Source organism: Providencia huaxiensis (genome assembly GCF_002843235.3).
Taxonomy (GTDB): domain Bacteria; phylum Pseudomonadota; class Gammaproteobacteria; order Enterobacterales; family Enterobacteriaceae; genus Providencia; species Providencia huaxiensis.
In genome coordinates this window covers 863,099-881,300 of the sequence record NZ_CP031123.2, presented here as the reverse complement: position 1 = coordinate 881,300, position 18,202 = coordinate 863,099, and the positions used below count along the sequence as shown (strand labels likewise).

Sequence of the window (18,202 nt, the reverse complement as noted above, 5' to 3'; positions counted from 1 at the left end):
GAAGATTACCCTTGCTGTAAGACAGCCAGCATACTTTTGACGCGGCTATTGATGAATGTAAGGTCGGTCTGATATTTCAGGGTGTTATCTGCGAATTGGCTGCGTTCAATATCCATATCTACCGTATTACCATCCATTGAGGTTTGGTAAGGAACACGATATTTCAGGTCAATATTTGGCGCTTTGCCCCCTCGCCCTTCGATATGTCCTTTCGACGTAACAGCGAGCGTCACGCCTTTTCCCCCTACCACACCTTTATCCATGGCTTGTTGAAGTTGACGATTAAAGTCAATATCACGTGCTTGGTAGCCGGGGGTGTCGGCATTAGCAATGTTTGAAGCTAATACGGTCTGCCTTGCTTCGCGTATTGACAAAGCCTGTTGCTGGAAAGCAAACGTGGCGTTTAATTTATCAATCATAGTGGGCCTCAATGGAAATAACGCGATCCTTGAATTTGAGCGTTCGTGAGTAAAAATTAAAATTCGACCCGCATATCTTAGCGGCCTACTAAAAAATCTAATGGCGAGATAAAGGCAAAATAATTGACCTATTTGGCTCATTCATTATTACGGAGCTGCGTAAACTGCAATCGTGAAAAAGTTTGTTTGTTGGGGGGAATACAACGGGATGTATTACGCTAAAAAAATGCCATTATATATGGTAATCAGTTTGTTAGGGCTTACTCCAGCGCTTTCTGAAGCGTCGTTACCCCAAGATATCAACCATTATTTTCGCCAAATTCATGGCAAGAAAACGCACATTTCAATAGAAATTAAAACCCCAATTGAGCGTTGGCCAACTTGTGAGCACCCTCAAATCAACCCACCTATTGGTGGACGCAATATGGGTAATGTTTCCCTCCCAGTACAATGTGGCAAGAAAAAACAGTTTATTCAGCTAACGGTGAATGTTACAGGCCAGTATTACGTAGCCACACGTAATATAACCAGAGGGGAATCTATACAGTTTGTTGATATCGGAACTAAAAAGGGCTTATTACATAAGCTACCTGCAGGCGCAAGCACCGATAAAATCGCACTTCGCGGAGCGATCGCCCTGCGCAATATTCCAGCCGGACAAACATTCACAAAATCAATGACAAGACAACCATGGGCAATAAAAGCGGGGCAAACGGTATTTGTGTTCGCCAATGGTGATAATTTTTCAGTGAAATACGAAGGCAGAGCGATTAACAACGCCACTGCCGGCCAAAATACCCGAGTGCGCTTGTTAAATGGGCAAGTTGTGAATGGGGAAGCACTCGAAAATGGCAGTGTTCAAGTGGCATTAAAATAAAAACAACCCCACTTGTACTCTAAATAATTCGAGTTGCAGCTAGGCGACAAGTGAAGAGAGACCGATGAGCATACATGAGTATGTGATCCGGCGAGCTGAGCGCGGTCAACAGCACTGCAGATTGAAGTATCACGAGTATATACTCTAAATAATTCGAGTTGCAGCTAGGCGACAAGAGAAGAGAGACCGATGAGCATACATGAGTATGTGATCCGGCGAGCTGAGCGCAGTCAACAACACTGCGGATTGAAGTATCACGAGTATATACTCTAAATAATTCGAGTTGCAGCTAGGCGACAAGTGAAGAGAGACCGATGAGCATACACAAGTATGTGATTCGGCTATCTGAGCGCAGTTAACAACGCTGCAACTTGAAGTATGACGAGTATAGCTGGTGAATGGTGCAATATTTTGTAACACTATACACACTAAAGATTCATCAATATAAGCCGATAACTCACATATGAAAAAAATCGGGAATAGGAAAACACATTATGGCTATTGAGCAAACATCTGCAATTTCTGCGTTGACTCAGGTGACAAACCGCGATCCACAAGATGCGGCTGCCCCGATGCGGGACAAAAAAGTGCCCACTAATGAAGTCGTTAAAGAAAGTTCTTTTGCTCCTAGTGAGCTACAAAAAAAATTATTGCAACCACAAGCAAGTGATATTAATAGTGCTAAAGTTGAACAAATTAAACAAGCAATCAAAGATGGCACCCTAACTATGGATGCTGAAAAAATTGCTGATGGCATTTTGCGCGATGCTCATGAATGCATGTTATCAATGAAATAAATAACCACTATGACTGACGAATTACTGATATTACTTGAGCAACAACTCGCCCATTTGCAATCATTACAAATAGTGATGAAAAATGAAGAGCTATTACTAGGTTATCACCGTGTGCCGCCTTCGCCTTTTCAGGAAACCACTGAACAAAAACGGTTTTTAGTTGCTGCGATCGGCCATGGTGAAACAAACCGCCTAGCGTTAGAAGCACAATCTGAGATCAGTGCACCTTATGAAGGCAATGATGCACTAGCAGGTGTATGGGAAGCTATTAAAAGCTTAACAACTGAGCTAAAAGAGCTGAATTACCGTAATCACCAAATGCTACAATTGCATATTGAGCTCAACGCTCAACGCCTCAATTTTGTGAAAAAACATAATAACCAATCCACTTATGGTGCGGATGGTTTAGAGTCAAAAAGCCCTGCATTAGGTAAGAAAATTTCGATCTAAGGTGTGTTTTATCCTGTCCAAAACACACCCGTCTTATCTAGTATTCATTTCATATCCCGCTCATAAAGGGTAAATACAGACAAAATCTCTGTAACAACCTCTTTTTATCATCCCCCCTCAATGATAAGTTAAGTAAATTTAACTATTTCATCTGAGATAACGTTTATCAATTAGACTATATCTCTTAAATACCACGGGGATAGATATGTTTAGGGCACCACCCATAAATGTAAACTCACACATTATAGATATTAGTATCGAACGTTTTTTTAACTATCGAACCATATTCAAAACAACAGATATGAACGAATTGCATGGCATTTACTGTTGGAATGAAGAAATTTCCACTAAGTTTATGTACTTGATTGGTATAATTGAAATCACGTTAAGAAACAAAATCCATAATACTCTTAGCCATTTTTATTTTACAAATCAATTAACTGTATGTAATAAAAAATTATCTGGTAATGCTCAGTCTTGTAATTGGTATGATTATCTAGGTCTGACACGCAGTAATAAACTTTTCAACGCTATTGATTCTGCGAAAAAGAAAAATGGCAAATATATTCAACCACCCCCTGCTCCACATAAAATAATTTCAACTCTAGAGAATGGAAAATGGGCGCATATTTTAAAAATTAATAAAACCAGCAATGGTGAAATTATTCCATGGGAACAAATATTTCCTAAAATTTTTCAGTATTACCCGTACTCTATCCATCAAAAGTCACATCCTAAAGATATAAAAAATCGACATAGAATCATTCAACGGCTGCTGCAAACAAATAAACTGCGCAATAGATGTGCTCATTTTGAACCTATATGGAAATTTGGTAACTTAGTTAATGAGTTTGATAACTCGATAATCAAAAGTGCCCCTGATGATATCACTTCAACGTTAAGCCGACTAAAGTTAGAGTATCGTCATTTAATCGACCTACTTGGGTGGCTATCTAGCGATATGCAATCCTACTACCTACATAGCTTTACTCATAAAGATTTAGTTCAGCTTATCCACATAGATGGATTAACCGCATTTAAACTCGCATCAGGTACAAAAAAGATAGCTTTGAGTAAAATCGGACGAAAGCACAATTTGAAAAAAGTCCTGCGTGATGGGCAATCTGTGTTGCTAACAGATAAAGGCAAAATTGTAGGGCGTTTTTTAGCCAGTTAAGTACAAAGAGGCCGCTCTTACTAGAGCGGCCTCTTTGTACTTTCTTTGCGTTTTGACGAGCATTCAAATACACGCCTTCGGTATAAGAACAATTTAGCTTCAAAACGACTACAGACTTATACTACATAACTCCTCAGATAGAAGCAAGATGATTAACTACCACTAATCATCGACGTCATTCTTATCTTACGGTGGTCCGTCATTTCTAAATTCGACATAACCACCAGCTGCGGCAGGCTGCGACGCAAGAAACGCGATAAAATCAAACGCAAACCATGGTTGACTAATAATACCGTTGGTGCCCCCATCGCCTCTTGGTGTGCCACGGCTTGCTCCGCTTGAGTTTGAATAAACTGTGCCAAATTCGGCTCTAACCCACCGCCGTTCTTCGCGGCTTGCAGTAAGATCTGCTCAAGGCTAGCCTCTAAACCAATTACTTGAATTTCTTCTGCATGACCAAACCACTGCTGTGTGATTGCTCGGCCTAATGCAATGCGCACTTGAGATGTTAAATAATCGGTATCTTTATTTTCCCCGTTTTCCCCTGCCATTTCAGCCAAGGTTTCAATGATGGTGCGCATATCGCGGATCACCACATCTTCCATTAATAAATTTTGCAGTACACGGTGCAAAATCGTTAATGAAATCGTATCTGGGATCAAGTCATCAGCCAGTTTTGGCATCTCTTTTTTCACACGGTCATACAGCATTTGTGCTTCTTGGCGGCCAAATAAGGTGCTGGAGTTTTGCAGTAAAATTTGATTAAAGTGAGTTGCCACCGCAGTACTCGCTGATACCACCGTATACCCTTGAATTTGTGCTTGTTCACGTAAATCATCATCAATCCAGATTGCGGGTAAACCAAACGCAGGCTCTTTAGTGATATCCCCCTGTAGCGTCCCCGCGGCATTACCTGGGTCAATAGCCAGACTGCGCCCTGGCTGTGCTTCACCACGTCCAACTTCCGCACCCTTAATCAGAATTCGGTATTCACATGGGGAAAGCGCTAAGTTATCGCAGATATGCACCACCGGTGGTAAGTACCCCACTTCTTGAGCAAATTTCTTACGTAAACCACGCAATCGCCCTAATAACTCGCCTTGCTGTTCATTATCGACTAATGGGATCAACCGATAACCCACTTCCATCGCCAATAAATCTTCTAATTGCACGTCATCCCACGTGGCTTCAACCACTTTATTGGCTTCTTGGAAATGCTGCGATTGGCTATTATCTCCCGTGGCACTTTCCGGTTGCTGCGATTTACGCACTAAATACCAACCAAGGGCAGCCAATGCTGCGGTAAACAGCAAAAAGACAAAGTTAGGCATGCCCGGGATCAAACCGATTAAACCGAGAACACCCGCACTCAACCACATCACGCGAGGGTTATTGAATAGCTGGGTGACCATCTGTTCACCCACATCTTCATCGGTTGCGACACGAGTGACAATAACCCCTGCAGCTGTTGATATAATCAAAGCAGGTATTTGCGCCACAAGCCCATCACCGATAGTCAGCAAGGTATATGTACTCGTCGCATTCCCCAAAGACATATTATGTTGAGCAACACCAACAATCAGCCCACCCACTACGTTGATCACCATAATCATGATCCCCGCAATAGCATCCCCACGGACAAACTTACTCGCACCGTCCATTGAGCCATAAAAATCAGCTTCTTGCGTAACCTCTGTACGACGCTTTTTGGCTTCATCATCACTGATGATACCCGCGTTGAGGTCCGCATCAATCGCCATTTGCTTGCCTGGCATTCCATCAAGAACAAAACGTGCACCCACTTCAGCAATACGTCCGGCTCCTTTTGTGATAACCATAAAGTTAATCAATACGAGGATAATAAACACCACAATACCAATTGCAAAATTCCCCCCCACCAAAAAATGGCCGAATGCTTCGACGACTCGCCCGGCAGCATCTGGGCCTGTATGGCCTTCCATTAGGATGATCCGGGTAGAAGCGATATTCAAAGAGAGTCGCAGTAAAGTTGCAAACAGTAATATGGTTGGAAAAGCGGCAAAATCCAACGTACGCTTGGTAAACATCGCCACTAATAACACCATAATGGAAAGCGCAATATTAAAGGTAAACAGTAAATCCAATAAAAATGCCGGTAATGGCAATACCATCATCGACAAAATCAATAAGATAAGAACCGGCCCGGCCAGTATTTGCCACTGCGTTCCCTGTAAATTTTTCGGCAATTTTAATAATGAAGCCAAATTAGCCATCGCGATTGTTATCTCCAGCAAAGTCCAGCGTCGGTGGCACTGGTAAATTTTTCGGTTTTTTTGGTCTGAGCCCACCTTCACGGCGCCAACGACGCAGTTGGTAAACCCATGCTAAAACTTCTGCAACCGCTGCATATAATGCAACAGGAATGCTTTGCCCTATCTCCGCGTGGCGATATAGCGCACGAGCAAGCGGCGGTGCTTCTAACTGTAATATTCGGTGCTCTTCACCAATTTCTTTGATGCGCTGAGCCAATACACCTGCCCCTTTCGCTAATACTTTTGGTGCCCCCATTTTTTTGTCATCATATTTTAGGGCAACCGCATAGTGTGTCGGGTTAGTGACAATAACATCCGCACTTGGGACATCCGCCATCATTCGGTTACGCGCAATCGCACGCTGCTGTTGGCGGATTTTAGCTTTAATTTGAGGGTCACCCTCTTGCTGCTTGAATTCATCTTTGATTTCTTGGCGACTCATGCGCAATTTTTTCAAATGAGAGCGAAACTGATAAAAAACATCAAAAGCCACCATAGGAATAAGCAAAAACACAATTAAATACCCTGCAAAAATGACTTTCTGCAATGCATTACTTAGCGCCGTAACGGGTGATTCCATGACTAAATGCAGTAATGAGGGCCAACTTTGCCAAAGAAAAATAAATGCCCCTAACCCCACAAATAACGATTTCAAAATCGCTTTAAATAACTCCGATAACGCATTCATAGAAAAAATACGTTTTAGCCCTTTGATTGGATTTAACTTTTTCAAATCAAATTTAATCAACTTGCTATTGAAAACGAGTCCCCCCACTAACGATGACGCAGAAATACCCACTAACGCTAACCCGCCAATGACGGGTAATAAAGCAAATAACGCCTCACTCACAACGCGCCCTAAGTAACTGAGCATCAAACCTGTATTTTGCAAGTAATGGCTATCAAATATAAAACCCTGCCGAGCAATTTGCCGTAGTTGTGTCGCCAGATGCCCACCACTTAGCCATAGCAAGCTCACGCCTGCTAACATCATCATTAGCGAGCTAAGTTCTTTTGAACGAACGATTTGCCCATCATCTTTGGCTTTTTGCTTTTTATGGGGTGTGGGTTCTTCTGTTTTTTCTACATCACTCTCGTCGGACACCGCGGTTCCAAAATTTAATGAAAATACGAGTTATCGCTATAGCATGACAGAGTGTAAAAAAATCAATGGTGGAAAATAGACGCAGTTCAAGGGGGTTATTTGCCTATTGAGCAATAAAGCGGCAATTTTGCAAAGGGCTTCGCAAACATGAGCACCCACTGAAGATAATCCTATATTTCGTATTAATAAAGAATAAAATCCCTATATGAGCAATAAGCATGCTAAATTACATGTGTATGAACACGTGTAATTAAGGAAATCCCATGAATACCACGGCTCAAAGAATGAAAAAAACCGTCAGTGTCACGGTGGCGCCTGAACTCTACGAACAAGCTAGGCAGGCAAAACTTAACCTATCTGCAATACTAACGTGTGCCTTGCAGGCTGAATTAAAACGCCTAGAAGCGCAGAAATGGAAAAATGAAAATAGAGAAGGTTTTAATGAGTTAAATAGGATCAATGAAGAACATGGATTACTCTCAGATAAATACAAGGATTTTTAATGCAATATTGCCTCTATCAAAATCGAGAAGATACGGTTAAATACCCGTACTTACTGGATATTCAAAGTAATATTATTGATATATTGAATACTCGCTTAGTCATCCCGTTATTCGATAGTAGGCTTGTTAAAAAACCATTACCTGTACGCTTAAATCCACAATTATCAATCAACGGGCAGGTTTTTATTTTAATGACTCATCAAATGGCTTGTGTTCCTCTTTCATTACTAGAAAAGAAATCGTTGATTTGACTCACCAACGAGACACGATTAAACACGCAGTTGACCTGCTTATTAATGGCTTTTAACGACAAAAGGTTATTATGGATACTTGCCACCTTGTTGCCCCAGATATCACTTTAGAAGATGCCCCAAAAGAAGCCTCACGTATGCTTAATTGGCTGAAACAGCAAGGTATTATCGACCCTGATTTTCAAGGTATCGAGTATGGTGAAGTGATTTATCGTCCTACCCCCGCTCACAAAGAACCCATTTTGTACGTAATTAATGATGAAATCGTGCCGACTCAGTTACCTGAAGATACCTTGAAAAACTATTTATCTATCGTTACCGAACGCACTGTGTTCCATGCAGGGGGAAATGGTCTCGGTATTTACTGCCCACAGTGTGCAAATGAACAAAGCGAACAGAGTCACGCATGGGGTGATGCGGTATCCGACTGGTATGAAGGAAAACTAGAAAATCTCGCTTGCTTTCATTGCGATTTTCATGCCCCTCTATCAAAGTGGTGGTTTGATCCACAATGGGCATTCGGCAATCTAGGTTTCAGTTTTCATAATTGGGATATACGCGATGATTTTGTTGACCAATTTGAGCAAGTTCTTGGCAGCCAAATTATCACGGTTTATCAACATGATTAGCAATTAAATTACCCACATCAATACTAATTGGCATACCTATTATTATTTAGATGAGAAATCTAATGTAATCCGCATTCCCACCGCTTCTGCGTACTTTAGTAATGTGCCTAATTTCGGGTCGAACTGCGCTTTTTCCAAGCGCGACACGTTTTGCTTTTGTGTTTGCATTTTCTCCGCAATTTGCATCTGGGTTAAGTTATTGGCTAAACGCGCTTTTTTTAGTTGATTGATTAACGCTTGCCTCACCTGTAACTCAGAATAACATTCGTCGCTATCCTCTTCATTTTCTTGAACTGTTTCAGCTTGTTCTTTCATTACCAAAGTCGAAATTAAATCGTTATTTATCATTGCAATTTCCTCCTTGTCGCTCAAGTACAAGAAAACTACCCTAACCCTATGTAATTAGAGTAGTTTAATTAAAAACCATGTTGGCAATTAGAAGCCTAGTTCATCAAGTAAATCATCAACCTGAGACTGTGATGCCATCACATTAACGCCTTCTTTATTGATCTGCGGGCCATTAAGCAGACCTTCATTTTGCGTTTTCGCACGCATTTCAGGTGGCGTGTTTTCCATTAACAGTGCTAGCAGTTGTTTCTCTGCTTCTTCAACTACTTCCATCATTTTTTTGATGACTTGCCCTGTTAAATCTTGGAAATCTTGCGCCATCATGATCTCCAACAGCTCTGCTTTAGTCGTTTCGCTGTCTTGGATCACTTGTCCTAAAAAGGCTTCTGTTGACTCACGCAATTGCGTAGGAACCGTATCTCCAGCGGTTTCTTGCCATTGTTGCTGCAGCTCCTGCGCATTCTTATTCATGTCCACTTGCAGTGGTTTGATGACATCAATGCCATTTAAGGTTTTCTCTGCCGCTTGCGCTGTCATTTGTGCGATATAACGCAGCCTGTCTTTACCGTCTGGAATACTGGCCACCGCCTGTTGAACGCTTTTTTCTAGGCCCAATTCGCGCATACTCTCACGCAGGGTTCTCATTAGCGTACCAATGCGCGTAATGACTTGTTTTAAATCATCATTACCATTGCGAATACCTTCCATACCCACTTGTTCAGTCATGAAAATCTCCTTTGGCACGCACTGTTATTGCAGACCCATTTTTTCAAATACTTTATTCAGTTTTTCTTCTAAAATAGCGGCAGTGAACGGCTTAACAACATAACCACTCGCACCCGCTTGCGCTGCAGCAATAATATTTTCTTTTTTCGCTTCGGCTGTCACCATTAATACAGGGATATGTTTCAAAGCATCATCGCCACGAATGGTTTTAAGCAACTCAAGGCCATCCATGTTTGGCATATTCCAGTCAGCCACGACAAAATCAATGCTACCTGTACGGATTTTCTCTAATGCATCAACACCGTCTTCCGCTTCTTCTATTTTGTTAAATCCGAGCTCTTTTAATAAGTTACGGACGATACGTCGCATTGTAGAAAAATCATCGACAACCAAAAAACTAAGATCTTTAGCGGCCATAACCACTCCTTCAAAATACAATTGTGAGTTCCTGCCTCGGTTTAAACCGTGACAGAAGAAAGTCTTGCTAAAACACTTGGGGCAATCTTGAGGATATCTTGCACTTCATCCGCAGCCCCCATTTCAATCGCCGCACGAGGCATACCAAACACAACACAACTACTTTCGTTTTGTGCGTAAGTAATTGCTCCCTGCTTACGTAAATTTAATAGCCCTTTTGCACCATCCATCCCCATTCCTGTCAATAAGATCCCAATACATTTTCGCCCAACACATTGAGCAACCGAATCGAACAGCACATCAACAGAAGGACGGTGGCGGTTAACAGGTTCGCTTTGTTGTAAAATGACTTGAAATCCCTTGCCTTTATCAGCAATCAACATATGCGAATCGCCCGGTGCAATATAGGCATGGCCTTTTTGTAATAACTCGTTGTGTTCGGCTTCTTTTACGGTCAAAACACAGAGTTTATTTAAGCGATCAGCAAAAGAGCGTGTAAAACCCGCAGGCATATGCTGAGTAATCACTACCGGAGGACATTCATGAGGTAACATTTCCAGAAATTGACGTATCGCCTCCGTGCCTCCAGTCGATGCGCCAACCGCAATCACACGGCTATTGCAAACATAAGGAGAGAGCGCTTTGGCTTGAGACGCTGGTTCACTGATCTTTTTTTCTGGACGAGCAAAGCGGCTCCGTTGCGTAATTTTAGACATTGCTGCCGCACGGATTTTTTCACCAATAATATCGCGATAACTCATCATCGTTTCACGAATACCAATTTGGGGTTTTGTGACAAAATCCACGGCACCTAATTCCAACGCTTTTAACGTCACCTCTGAACCTTTCGACGTTAATGTTGAAACCATTACCACAGGCATTGGATGCAAACGCATTAATTTTTCTAAGAAATCAATACCATCCATTCGTGGCATTTCCACATCTAACGTGATCACGTCCGGTTCATGCTGTTTAATTAAGTCACGTGCGACATAAGGGTCTGGTGCAGTATCGACCACAACCATGTCTTCATGACTATTAATTATTTCACGCATTAATTGGCGCATCAGTGCTGAGTCATCCACACATAGCACTTTAATTTTTTTCATTACCCCCTCCTCGCAGCTTGTAAGCTGTAGACGGTTTGCCCTTTAATAACGAAACTTTGCGATAGCTGTGATAAATTTTCGGAATGCCCAATAAATAGCAAGCCATCTGGCTTAAGCAATGTGGCAAAGCGCTCTAACATTTTGATTTGCATTTCTTTATCAAAATAAATCATGACATTACGACAAAAAATCGCATCAAATCGGTGCTGCATTTGCCAATCATGATCACTCAAATTTAAATAACGAAATTCAATCATTTGGCGTAATGCAGGCTTGACTCTCGCATAGCCATCAAACTCGCCAACGCCTTTCATAAAATAACGTTGTCTCTGTAATGCTGTTAAAGACTTCAGCTCTTCTATGCGATACACACCTTGTTTCGCTTTTTCTAGCACTTCCGTGTCAATGTCACTGGCAATCACTTTGGCATTGATGGCGTTTGGCCCAAGAACATCGCTCAGTGTCATTGCTATCGAATACGGCTCTTCTCCTGTTGAAGATGCGGCACACCAAATATTAATGGCGCTATTTTTACGAGTGCGAACAAAGTCTGCTAACGTCACAAAATGATGTGGCTCACGAAAAAATGCCGTTAAATTTGTCGTCAAAGCATTCACAAAAGCTTGCCATTCTGCATGGTGAGGCTCACGCTCTAACATTCGTAAATAATCTGAAAAATTGTCGATATTACAATCACGTAACCGCTTTAATAGCCGGTTATAGACCATATTTTTTTTATTCATGGTGAGGACAATGCCTGATTTTTTATGAATAAATCGACAAACCCGACCAAACTCATCATCAGTCAGTGGTTCTACCTGTGGTACAAAAAGCATCGTACTTGTCGTCCTATTCAATAAAAACCCAGAGGCAGCCAGTTATTTGGCTGCCTTTTAGGATGGATAACCTAAGGAAAAATAACCTGTTACGGTTATCCACCGAAAATTCAGAAACGAATTTTCACAATACTTAACGCCGATTACGATTTAAATGGCTTTCGGGTAATTCAAAGAATGCAACGGTATCGACTAAGTTGTTTGCTTGGTCTTCTAGTGCCGCTGTCGCACTGGTCGATTGTTCAACTAATGCCGCATTCTGTTGTGTCACTAAATCCATTTGGCTTACTGCTGTGGCGACTTGCTCAATACCACGGCTTTGCTCATTGGAAGCAGACGCAATATTACCCATTAATTCAGTAACTTGGTTAACAGCTGCAACCAATTCACTCATGGTTGCACCCGCCTCATTAACCAGTTGAGAGCCTTGGCTCACTCTGCCAACAGACTCATCAATCAATGTTTTAATTTCTTTTGCTGCTTCCGCGCTGCGCTGAGCCAATGCCCTGACCTCACCGGCAACCACAGAAAAACCACGCCCTTGTTCACCTGCTCGAGCGGCTTCAACGGCGGCATTCAATGCTAAGATATTGGTTTGGAAAGCGATGCCATCAATCACACTAATAATGGCGCTAATTTTTTGTGAGCTATTGGAAATCGAGGTCATGGTGTCAATCACATCTTCAGTGATCTCTCCACCTTTCGTTGCGGTTTTTGATGCACTCACCGCCAGTTCACTCGCTTGGCGTGCGTTATCCGCATTCTGCTTAACAGTTGCTGTCAACTCTTCCATACTCGCCGCAGTTTCTTCTAGTGATGCCGCTTGCTGTTCAGTACGTGATGATAAGTTATTATTTCCTAAAGCAATCTCACGGATCCCTGTATACATTTGATCAGTATTCGAGCGCAATGCTGTCACTGAAGTCACTAAAGACTCCTGCATGTCTTTTAACTTACCAAACACTTCACCAATTTCATCACCGGTTGTGACTTCAATTTTTTGATTTAGTTTGCCATCCGCCACTAGTGCAAAGTGATCTCCCATACTTTTTAGCGGGTTAATGACTTTACGTTTCATCCAATAGTGAGCAAATGCGATAACAGCGATGATGATGACGATCACTGAGGCGAATGAACTCCACGCAAACGTGTTATACATTCTTGCTGCTGCAAGAGATTCATCGTTTTCCGCATTCAGTAATTCAAGGTACTCCTCGACAACTTGCTCTAACTGATCCTGGTTTTCTTGGGCAGGAAGTTCAATATAGGCGGCAATGTCGTTGTTATCTAAATGTGTTTTTAATGCTTTGAGTGTCAACACAAATGCTTTATACCGGCTCTCAAGTGCTGCGAGATTTTCTTTTTCACTCAAAAGAGGTTGGTTTTTAAACCTGATGTAGTCTTTCTCAGCTTCTTCGAGTAATTTATCAAAAGTCACTCTCGTTTCTTCAATCAATGGTTCGTTACCACCCACTTTATGCAGTAAAGCAATTTGCGTCAGGCTATTGCGTGCTTGCATCAGGTGTTTACTGGTTTCTTCAAGCATCGCCCGCTTATCAGACCCCAAATCAATACGCTCTAAAGATTTTAATTCACTTACAACAATCCCAACAGAAACCCCGCTAGACACAATCTGCATCCCACAAAATAAAATGAGAAGTAGATACAAACTCACCGAAATTCGGATATTTTTACCAAACATAGAAATCCCCACTTGTGCCAGCTAAGAGAACTGAACCTCTGAAACATTGCCTTGTTTTCTAATGCACAGAAACGCTGCAAAACCGAGGCTTTGCAGCGAAAAACTGAGCTTAACCCTTAGAAAGTTTCCCAATTGTCATCATCTTTATGTTCTTTCGATGACAGTTTTGTCAGATCCGGTGTTTTAACGATATTTGAAACCGTTCTTGCTGCCGGCTGAATATTGCGTATTTCACTTTGTTTTAATGGTGGTAAACGGAAGATAGAGATCAGTTGCGACAGTTTCGCCACTTGTTCTTCCAAGACATTAGCTGCCACCGCAGATTGTTCAACCAACGACGCATTTTGCTGTGTAACTTTGTCCATTTCTGCAACAGCGATACTGACTTGTGCAATCCCTTTGCTTTGCTCATCGGATGCGGTCGCAATGTGCGTCATAATGTCAGTCACCCGTGTGACAGACTCGACAATTTTGGTCATCGTTTCACCTGCATCTTCTGCTTGGCGAGCACCTGTCCCTGTTCTTGACACTGAATCTTCAATTAACGTTTTAATCTCTTTAGCGGCATCAGCACTACGCTGTGCTAAGTTACGCACCTCATCAGCGACGACGGCAAAACCACGTCCGTGCTCACCGGCCCGTGCCGCTTCGACAGCCGCATTGAGCGCTAAGATATTAGTTTGGAAAGCGATGCTATCGATAACTGCGGTGATATCAGAGATTTTCTGTGAGCTATCCGCAATATTTAGCATGGTACTGACGACATTCGATACCACTTTGCCGCCTTCTTTCGCTATCACTGAAGCTTGGTTTGCAAATTCACTGGCTTGGTGGGCATATTCGGTATTTTGTTTTACGGTTGCAGTCAACTCACTCATACTGGCGGAGGTTTCTTCTAAGCAAGCGACTTGTTGCTCAGTTCGTGCCGACAAGTCATTGTTACCTGCAGCAATTTCAGTTGTACCTTGGTAAATAGTTTCGCTACCATCTAGCACACCACGAACGGTATTAATCAGTTCCTGCTGCATATGTTGAACACCATTGGCCAACTCACCAATTTCATTATTGGCAATCGTGGTCACATTCGGTGTTAAATCGCCTGAAGCGAAGACTTTAATACGTTCAATTAAGATATTGAGTGGCTCAATAATACCTTTACGAACATAGCGATAGCTGAAGAAACCAATTAAGGCGAGTAAGATAGATAACGTCACCAACATATATAACGATTGGCGATAGTTATTATCTGCATTGACGACTTCGGCCTGGAAATCAGCAGAGATGTCCGCAAAATACGCATTAAATTGCTCTTCAAATTTTACTTGGTGCCCTGAGGTTCTGTGTGCATAAAAACCTTCAAGATCGCCTTTTTCCGCAAACTCACCTAACTTGATTAATGCGTCTCGATAGGTTTCATAGGTGCTAAACAGTTTTTCAAATTTGGCTTTATCATAATCTGAACTTTGCATCAGCTTGTTATAGCGGACATAAGCATCATCAGCAGCTTTAAAGTTACGTTTAGCGGCTTTAATCAAGTCTTCTGTCGTTGCATCGTCTTGAATCTTACGACCTTCAAGTAAATAGGCATTGATAGAGCGGTTTAAGTTTGCCCGAGCTTGTAACAAATTGACCCAGCTTTCTGTTAATACTTGTCTTTGGCGTTGTAATGAATTCAAATAACTGATGCTGTCGCTGTTATCGCCCAGTTTGGTAAACATCAACCCACTGGACACCAGTTGCAGCAAAATAAAGATAAAAATGACGGACAAAAGTCCCGATACGATTTTAATTCGACTGTACATGACGTTTTACTAACATAATTTTGTTGTATTTTGGATATCGGTAATCCAACCAAAAACTTTAGTTAATGACTTATTATTATTTGAACAATTATTGGGGCTGAGAGTTACTCAGCCATGCTGTCAATCAGCGCCATTTCATCGCTAGTTAATAATTTTTCGATATCGACTAAAATCAACATACGGTCATTTAATGTTCCGAGCCCTGTCAAATATTGAGTCGATAATGTCACGGCAAAATCAGGCGGTGGCGCAATTTGTTCTTCATTCAAAACCAGCACATCTGAGACGCCATCGACCACAATACCGACGACACGATCTTTTAAATTCACGACAATAACGACCGTGTTATCGTTATACACCACGTTTTCATGGGAGAATTTCACCCGTAAATCAATAATCGGAATGATGACTCCACGTAAGTTAGTCACTCCTTTGATAAAATCAGGGGTATTCGCGATACGAGTTACTTGTTCGTAGCCACGAATTTCCTGCACTTTTAAGATCTCAATGCCATATTCTTCTTCACCCAAGGTGAAAATAAGGTAGCCTTCGCCGTTTTTTTCTTCTTCGTGTTTATTTAAATCATCATCTAACATAGACATGGTGTATGGCCTCTATTTAGTGCACGACAGGTTGAGAAACCTGCTGTTTCTTTTTAATCAAAATGCTGTTATTCATTTTTTGTAGCTCAGCCACATCTAAAATCAATGCAACAGAACCATCGCCCATAATCGTTGCGGCAGAAATACCAGGGATCTTGCGATAATTACTTTCAATATTTTTTACGACGACTTGTTGCTGCCCAACTAATTTATCGACTAACAACGCAAAACGGTGGCCTGCATTTTGAATAATCAGCACAATACTGTTATCTAGATTTCGCTCGGCTTCTTCGATGGAAAATACTTGGTGTAATTCAACAAGTGGTAAATATTCACCGCGCACAAGCAACATTTTTTCCTCGCCAGCTAAGCGATAAATATCCTCTTGGCGAGGTTGCAAGGTGCTGATAATGGCACTCAATGGGACGATGAAAACATCCTCCGCAACTTTCACAGACATACCATCCAAAATGGCTAGAGTGAGCGGTAATAAGATGCGGATAATAGTCCCTTTGCCTTCGGTAAAACCGATTTGAATACGGCCGCCCATGTCTTGGATATTTCGTTTAACCACATCCATTCCAACGCCACGTCCAGAAACATCCGTTACGACTTCTGCCGTTGAAAAACCCGGAGCCATAATCAGCATCGCAACTTCATCATTGCTCATACCATCATGCACACTCATGCCTTGTGATTTCGCTTTTGCCAAAATACGTTCACGGTTTAGCCCAGCACCGTCATCACGAACTTCAATGCAAATATTGCCACTTTGGTGTGCTGCCGCTAAGGTCAATGTGCCAGCTTCTGGCTTACCATTTGCCACACGAACTTCAGGCTTTTCAATCCCATGGTCGAGGCTATTACGAACAAGGTGATTCAGGGGGTCGACGATGCGCTCAATCAAACTCTTATCCAGCTCAGTTGAGCTTCCTTCGACTTTCAGTTCGATTTTTTTACCTAATTTGGAAGCTATATCGCGTACCATGCGAGGGAAACGGCTAAACACGTAATCCATTGGCATCATACGAATTGACATAACGGATTCTTGCAAAGCGCGGGAATTACGCTCTAACTGTACGATTGAGCTTAACAAATCACTGTATTCGTTCTGATCGACATGTTGACTATGTTGGGTCAACATGGATTGGATAATCACCAATTCCCCCACTAAGTTGATCAACTGGTCAACTTTCTCTACGGCCACACGAATGCTGCTCGAATCCCCTTTCGGTTTAGCGACTGCCGTTTTTTTAGCTGGGGTAGCTGACACGGGTACGGTAGGTTTTACCGAGGTTTGTGGCGTATCTTGCGATTCTGTGACGTCACTTACCTCTGTTTCAATTTCACTTGCTTCAACTTTATCGTCATTTAATAACGTTTCTTCTTTCGAAAAAGCGCGGCAATCTGCAAAGGAAATGGCTTCATGGTTAATTTGCGATTCATCCACCACAAAACATAGTACTCCACTAATATCATCAATATCCGTATTAGTGCCCACCCATGCTTGCAAACTATTTGCTGTTTTTTCAGTGTGATATAAATGCCCAAATAAACTGAGTTCATCCGCCAGTAAATCAACTTCATTTTCTTTGAGCTGATTTAACGAGATCATAAAGTAGTGTGAATATTCACCTTGCTCCGTGGAAGTTTCTTTAACAACCGTATTCTCAACTTTAGGCTCAGGTAGCGCAGCATCTATCTCAGCGACCTCTTCTGCTCTATTTTCAACCCGGCTAAGCACCTCACAAATGCGTTTGAAAGTGTCTTCATCTGGCAAAGAATCATTTTTATAGGCATCTAACTGTGATGCCATGACATCCTTAGCATCGAGAAAGACATCAATTATGTCAGGTGTGAGCGTTAACTCATCATGACGCGCCTTGTCTAAAAGATTTTCCAATGTATGAGTCGTATTCTGCAACTGAGTGAAACCAAAGGTTGCAGCCCCTCCTTTGATTGAATGGGCACTGCGGAAGATGGCATTTAGTTGCTCGCTATCCGGGTCAAAAGGATCAAGATCAAGTAAATGTTGTTCCATATCCCTGAGCAACTCATCAGCTTCATCGAAAAATGTTTGATAAAACTCGGTAATATCCATGGTTTTTATCCAATTTCGCTTAAGTTTCACTTAACGCTGACTGCCGAGCAACCCGGCAGA

Annotated in this window: 19 protein-coding genes; 7 read left to right on the top strand and 12 right to left on the bottom strand. The window is 42.0% G+C overall.

Annotation, left to right across the window (positions count from 1 at the left end; translation table 11 throughout):
• Positions 1 to 5: 5 nt before the first annotated feature.
• Positions 6 to 419 carry a flagellar basal body rod protein FlgB gene (gene flgB / locus CYG50_RS05410; protein WP_102139595.1) on the bottom strand — a complete coding sequence of 138 codons (414 nt, stop codon included), beginning with the start codon at positions 417 to 419 and terminating at the stop codon, positions 6 to 8.
• A gap of 238 nt (positions 420 to 657) precedes the next feature.
• On the opposite strand from flgB, the gene flgA reads away from it, so the two are divergent.
• From flgA to CYG50_RS05390, 4 genes are all read left to right on the top strand, one after another.
• Positions 658 to 1,296, top strand: a complete 639-nt coding sequence (flgA, locus tag CYG50_RS05405) for a flagellar basal body P-ring formation chaperone FlgA (RefSeq protein WP_181490167.1) — start codon at positions 658 to 660, stop codon at positions 1,294 to 1,296.
• Between the two features lie 494 nt (positions 1,297 to 1,790).
• On the top strand, positions 1,791 to 2,093 hold the full coding sequence (gene flgM, locus CYG50_RS05400; RefSeq protein ID WP_102139594.1) for a flagellar biosynthesis anti-sigma factor FlgM: 303 nt from the start codon (positions 1,791 to 1,793) through the stop codon (positions 2,091 to 2,093).
• A 9-nt stretch (positions 2,094 to 2,102) separates the two neighbouring features.
• Entirely contained in the window at positions 2,103 to 2,543 is a 441-nt protein-coding gene (locus CYG50_RS05395) for a flagellar protein FlgN (protein ID WP_102139593.1), read from the top strand.
• 205 nt (positions 2,544 to 2,748) lie between these two features.
• Positions 2,749 to 3,720 (top strand): Abi family protein, encoded by a 972-nt coding sequence (locus CYG50_RS05390; protein WP_102139592.1) that lies wholly within the window; start codon positions 2,749 to 2,751, stop codon positions 3,718 to 3,720.
• A 152-nt stretch (positions 3,721 to 3,872) separates the two neighbouring features.
• On the opposite strand, the gene flhA is transcribed toward CYG50_RS05390, so the two are convergent.
• Positions 3,873 to 5,972 (bottom strand): flagellar biosynthesis protein FlhA, encoded by a 2,100-nt coding sequence (flhA, locus tag CYG50_RS05385; protein ID WP_102139591.1) that lies wholly within the window; start codon positions 5,970 to 5,972, stop codon positions 3,873 to 3,875.
• On the bottom strand, positions 5,965 to 7,116 hold the full coding sequence (gene flhB, locus CYG50_RS05380) for a flagellar biosynthesis protein FlhB (protein ID WP_102139590.1): 1,152 nt from the start codon (positions 7,114 to 7,116) through the stop codon (positions 5,965 to 5,967). The genes flhA and flhB overlap by 8 nt, the downstream gene beginning before the upstream one ends.
• A gap of 263 nt (positions 7,117 to 7,379) precedes the next feature.
• Between flhB and CYG50_RS05375 the strand changes: the two genes are divergently transcribed.
• The 3 genes from CYG50_RS05375 (at position 7,380) to CYG50_RS05365 (ending at position 8,499) form a co-directional block, all read left to right on the top strand.
• Positions 7,380 to 7,619: a type II toxin-antitoxin system CcdA family antitoxin gene (locus CYG50_RS05375; RefSeq protein WP_102139589.1), complete on the top strand. Its 240-nt coding sequence runs from the start codon at positions 7,380 to 7,382 to the stop codon at positions 7,617 to 7,619.
• Complete coding sequence (locus tag CYG50_RS05370) at positions 7,619 to 7,870, top strand: CcdB family protein (protein ID WP_238706822.1); 252 nt, start codon at positions 7,619 to 7,621, stop codon at positions 7,868 to 7,870. The genes CYG50_RS05375 and CYG50_RS05370 overlap by 1 nt, the downstream gene beginning before the upstream one ends.
• Before the next feature lie 71 nt (positions 7,871 to 7,941).
• Positions 7,942 to 8,499 (top strand): hypothetical protein, encoded by a 558-nt coding sequence (locus CYG50_RS05365; RefSeq protein WP_102139588.1) that lies wholly within the window; start codon positions 7,942 to 7,944, stop codon positions 8,497 to 8,499.
• 42 nt (positions 8,500 to 8,541) lie between these two features.
• Here CYG50_RS05365 and CYG50_RS05360 read toward each other — a convergent pair whose 3' ends face one another.
• From CYG50_RS05360 to cheA, 9 genes are all read right to left on the bottom strand, one after another.
• Complete coding sequence (locus CYG50_RS05360; RefSeq protein ID WP_102139587.1) at positions 8,542 to 8,847, bottom strand: helix-turn-helix transcriptional regulator; 306 nt, start codon at positions 8,845 to 8,847, stop codon at positions 8,542 to 8,544.
• Positions 8,848 to 8,934: 87 nt separating this feature from the next.
• Entirely contained in the window at positions 8,935 to 9,573 is a 639-nt protein-coding gene (locus CYG50_RS05355) for a protein phosphatase CheZ (RefSeq protein WP_102139586.1), read from the bottom strand.
• Between the two features lie 24 nt (positions 9,574 to 9,597).
• Complete coding sequence (gene cheY, locus CYG50_RS05350) at positions 9,598 to 9,990, bottom strand: chemotaxis response regulator CheY (RefSeq protein WP_004255705.1); 393 nt, start codon at positions 9,988 to 9,990, stop codon at positions 9,598 to 9,600.
• Between the two features lie 41 nt (positions 9,991 to 10,031).
• On the bottom strand, positions 10,032 to 11,099 hold the full coding sequence (locus CYG50_RS05345) for a protein-glutamate methylesterase/protein-glutamine glutaminase (protein ID WP_102139585.1): 1,068 nt from the start codon (positions 11,097 to 11,099) through the stop codon (positions 10,032 to 10,034).
• Positions 11,099 to 11,935 (bottom strand): CheR family methyltransferase, encoded by an 837-nt coding sequence (locus CYG50_RS05340; protein WP_102139584.1) that lies wholly within the window; start codon positions 11,933 to 11,935, stop codon positions 11,099 to 11,101. The genes CYG50_RS05345 and CYG50_RS05340 overlap by 1 nt, the downstream gene beginning before the upstream one ends.
• A gap of 133 nt (positions 11,936 to 12,068) precedes the next feature.
• Positions 12,069 to 13,637, bottom strand: coding sequence for a methyl-accepting chemotaxis protein (locus CYG50_RS05335; RefSeq protein WP_102139583.1), 1,569 nt, complete (start codon positions 13,635 to 13,637; stop codon positions 12,069 to 12,071).
• Between the two features lie 116 nt (positions 13,638 to 13,753).
• Entirely contained in the window at positions 13,754 to 15,439 is a 1,686-nt protein-coding gene (locus tag CYG50_RS05330; protein ID WP_102139582.1) for a methyl-accepting chemotaxis protein, read from the bottom strand.
• A 104-nt stretch (positions 15,440 to 15,543) separates the two neighbouring features.
• Positions 15,544 to 16,041 (bottom strand): chemotaxis protein CheW, encoded by a 498-nt coding sequence (gene cheW / locus CYG50_RS05325; RefSeq protein ID WP_004909833.1) that lies wholly within the window; start codon positions 16,039 to 16,041, stop codon positions 15,544 to 15,546.
• A 16-nt stretch (positions 16,042 to 16,057) separates the two neighbouring features.
• Positions 16,058 to 18,142: a chemotaxis protein CheA gene (gene cheA / locus CYG50_RS05320; protein WP_102139581.1), complete on the bottom strand. Its 2,085-nt coding sequence runs from the start codon at positions 18,140 to 18,142 to the stop codon at positions 16,058 to 16,060.
• Between the last annotated feature and the right edge of the window lie 60 nt (positions 18,143 to 18,202).

What these genes read in the sequence shown, in the direction of transcription:
- CYG50_RS05335 (WP_102139583.1), bottom strand. Translation starts at nt 13,637, where the DNA reads ATGTTTGGTAAAAATATCCGAATTTCGGTGAGTTTGTATCTACTTCTC.
- CYG50_RS05390 (WP_102139592.1), top strand. Translation starts at nt 2,749, where the DNA reads ATGTTTAGGGCACCACCCATAAATGTAAACTCACACATTATAGATATT.
- flgM (WP_102139594.1), top strand. Translation starts at nt 1,791, where the DNA reads ATGGCTATTGAGCAAACATCTGCAATTTCTGCGTTGACTCAGGTGACA.
- cheW (WP_004909833.1), bottom strand. Translation starts at nt 16,041, where the DNA reads ATGTCTATGTTAGATGATGATTTAAATAAACACGAAGAAGAAAAAAAC.
- CYG50_RS05375 (WP_102139589.1), top strand. Translation starts at nt 7,380, where the DNA reads ATGAATACCACGGCTCAAAGAATGAAAAAAACCGTCAGTGTCACGGTG.
- cheA (WP_102139581.1), bottom strand. Translation starts at nt 18,142, where the DNA reads ATGGATATTACCGAGTTTTATCAAACATTTTTCGATGAAGCTGATGAG.
- CYG50_RS05355 (WP_102139586.1), bottom strand. Translation starts at nt 9,573, where the DNA reads ATGACTGAACAAGTGGGTATGGAAGGTATTCGCAATGGTAATGATGAT.
- CYG50_RS05365 (WP_102139588.1), top strand. Translation starts at nt 7,942, where the DNA reads ATGGATACTTGCCACCTTGTTGCCCCAGATATCACTTTAGAAGATGCC.
- CYG50_RS05345 (WP_102139585.1), bottom strand. Translation starts at nt 11,099, where the DNA reads ATGAAAAAAATTAAAGTGCTATGTGTGGATGACTCAGCACTGATGCGC.
- CYG50_RS05370 (WP_238706822.1), top strand. Translation starts at nt 7,619, where the DNA reads ATGCAATATTGCCTCTATCAAAATCGAGAAGATACGGTTAAATACCCG.
- flgB (WP_102139595.1), bottom strand. Translation starts at nt 419, where the DNA reads ATGATTGATAAATTAAACGCCACGTTTGCTTTCCAGCAACAGGCTTTG.
- CYG50_RS05360 (WP_102139587.1), bottom strand. Translation starts at nt 8,847, where the DNA reads ATGATAAATAACGATTTAATTTCGACTTTGGTAATGAAAGAACAAGCT.
- cheY (WP_004255705.1), bottom strand. Translation starts at nt 9,990, where the DNA reads ATGGCCGCTAAAGATCTTAGTTTTTTGGTTGTCGATGATTTTTCTACA.
- flgA (WP_181490167.1), top strand. Translation starts at nt 658, where the DNA reads ATGGTAATCAGTTTGTTAGGGCTTACTCCAGCGCTTTCTGAAGCGTCG.
- CYG50_RS05395 (WP_102139593.1), top strand. Translation starts at nt 2,103, where the DNA reads ATGACTGACGAATTACTGATATTACTTGAGCAACAACTCGCCCATTTG.
- flhA (WP_102139591.1), bottom strand. Translation starts at nt 5,972, where the DNA reads ATGGCTAATTTGGCTTCATTATTAAAATTGCCGAAAAATTTACAGGGA.
- CYG50_RS05340 (WP_102139584.1), bottom strand. Translation starts at nt 11,935, where the DNA reads ATGCTTTTTGTACCACAGGTAGAACCACTGACTGATGATGAGTTTGGT.
- CYG50_RS05330 (WP_102139582.1), bottom strand. Translation starts at nt 15,439, where the DNA reads ATGTACAGTCGAATTAAAATCGTATCGGGACTTTTGTCCGTCATTTTT.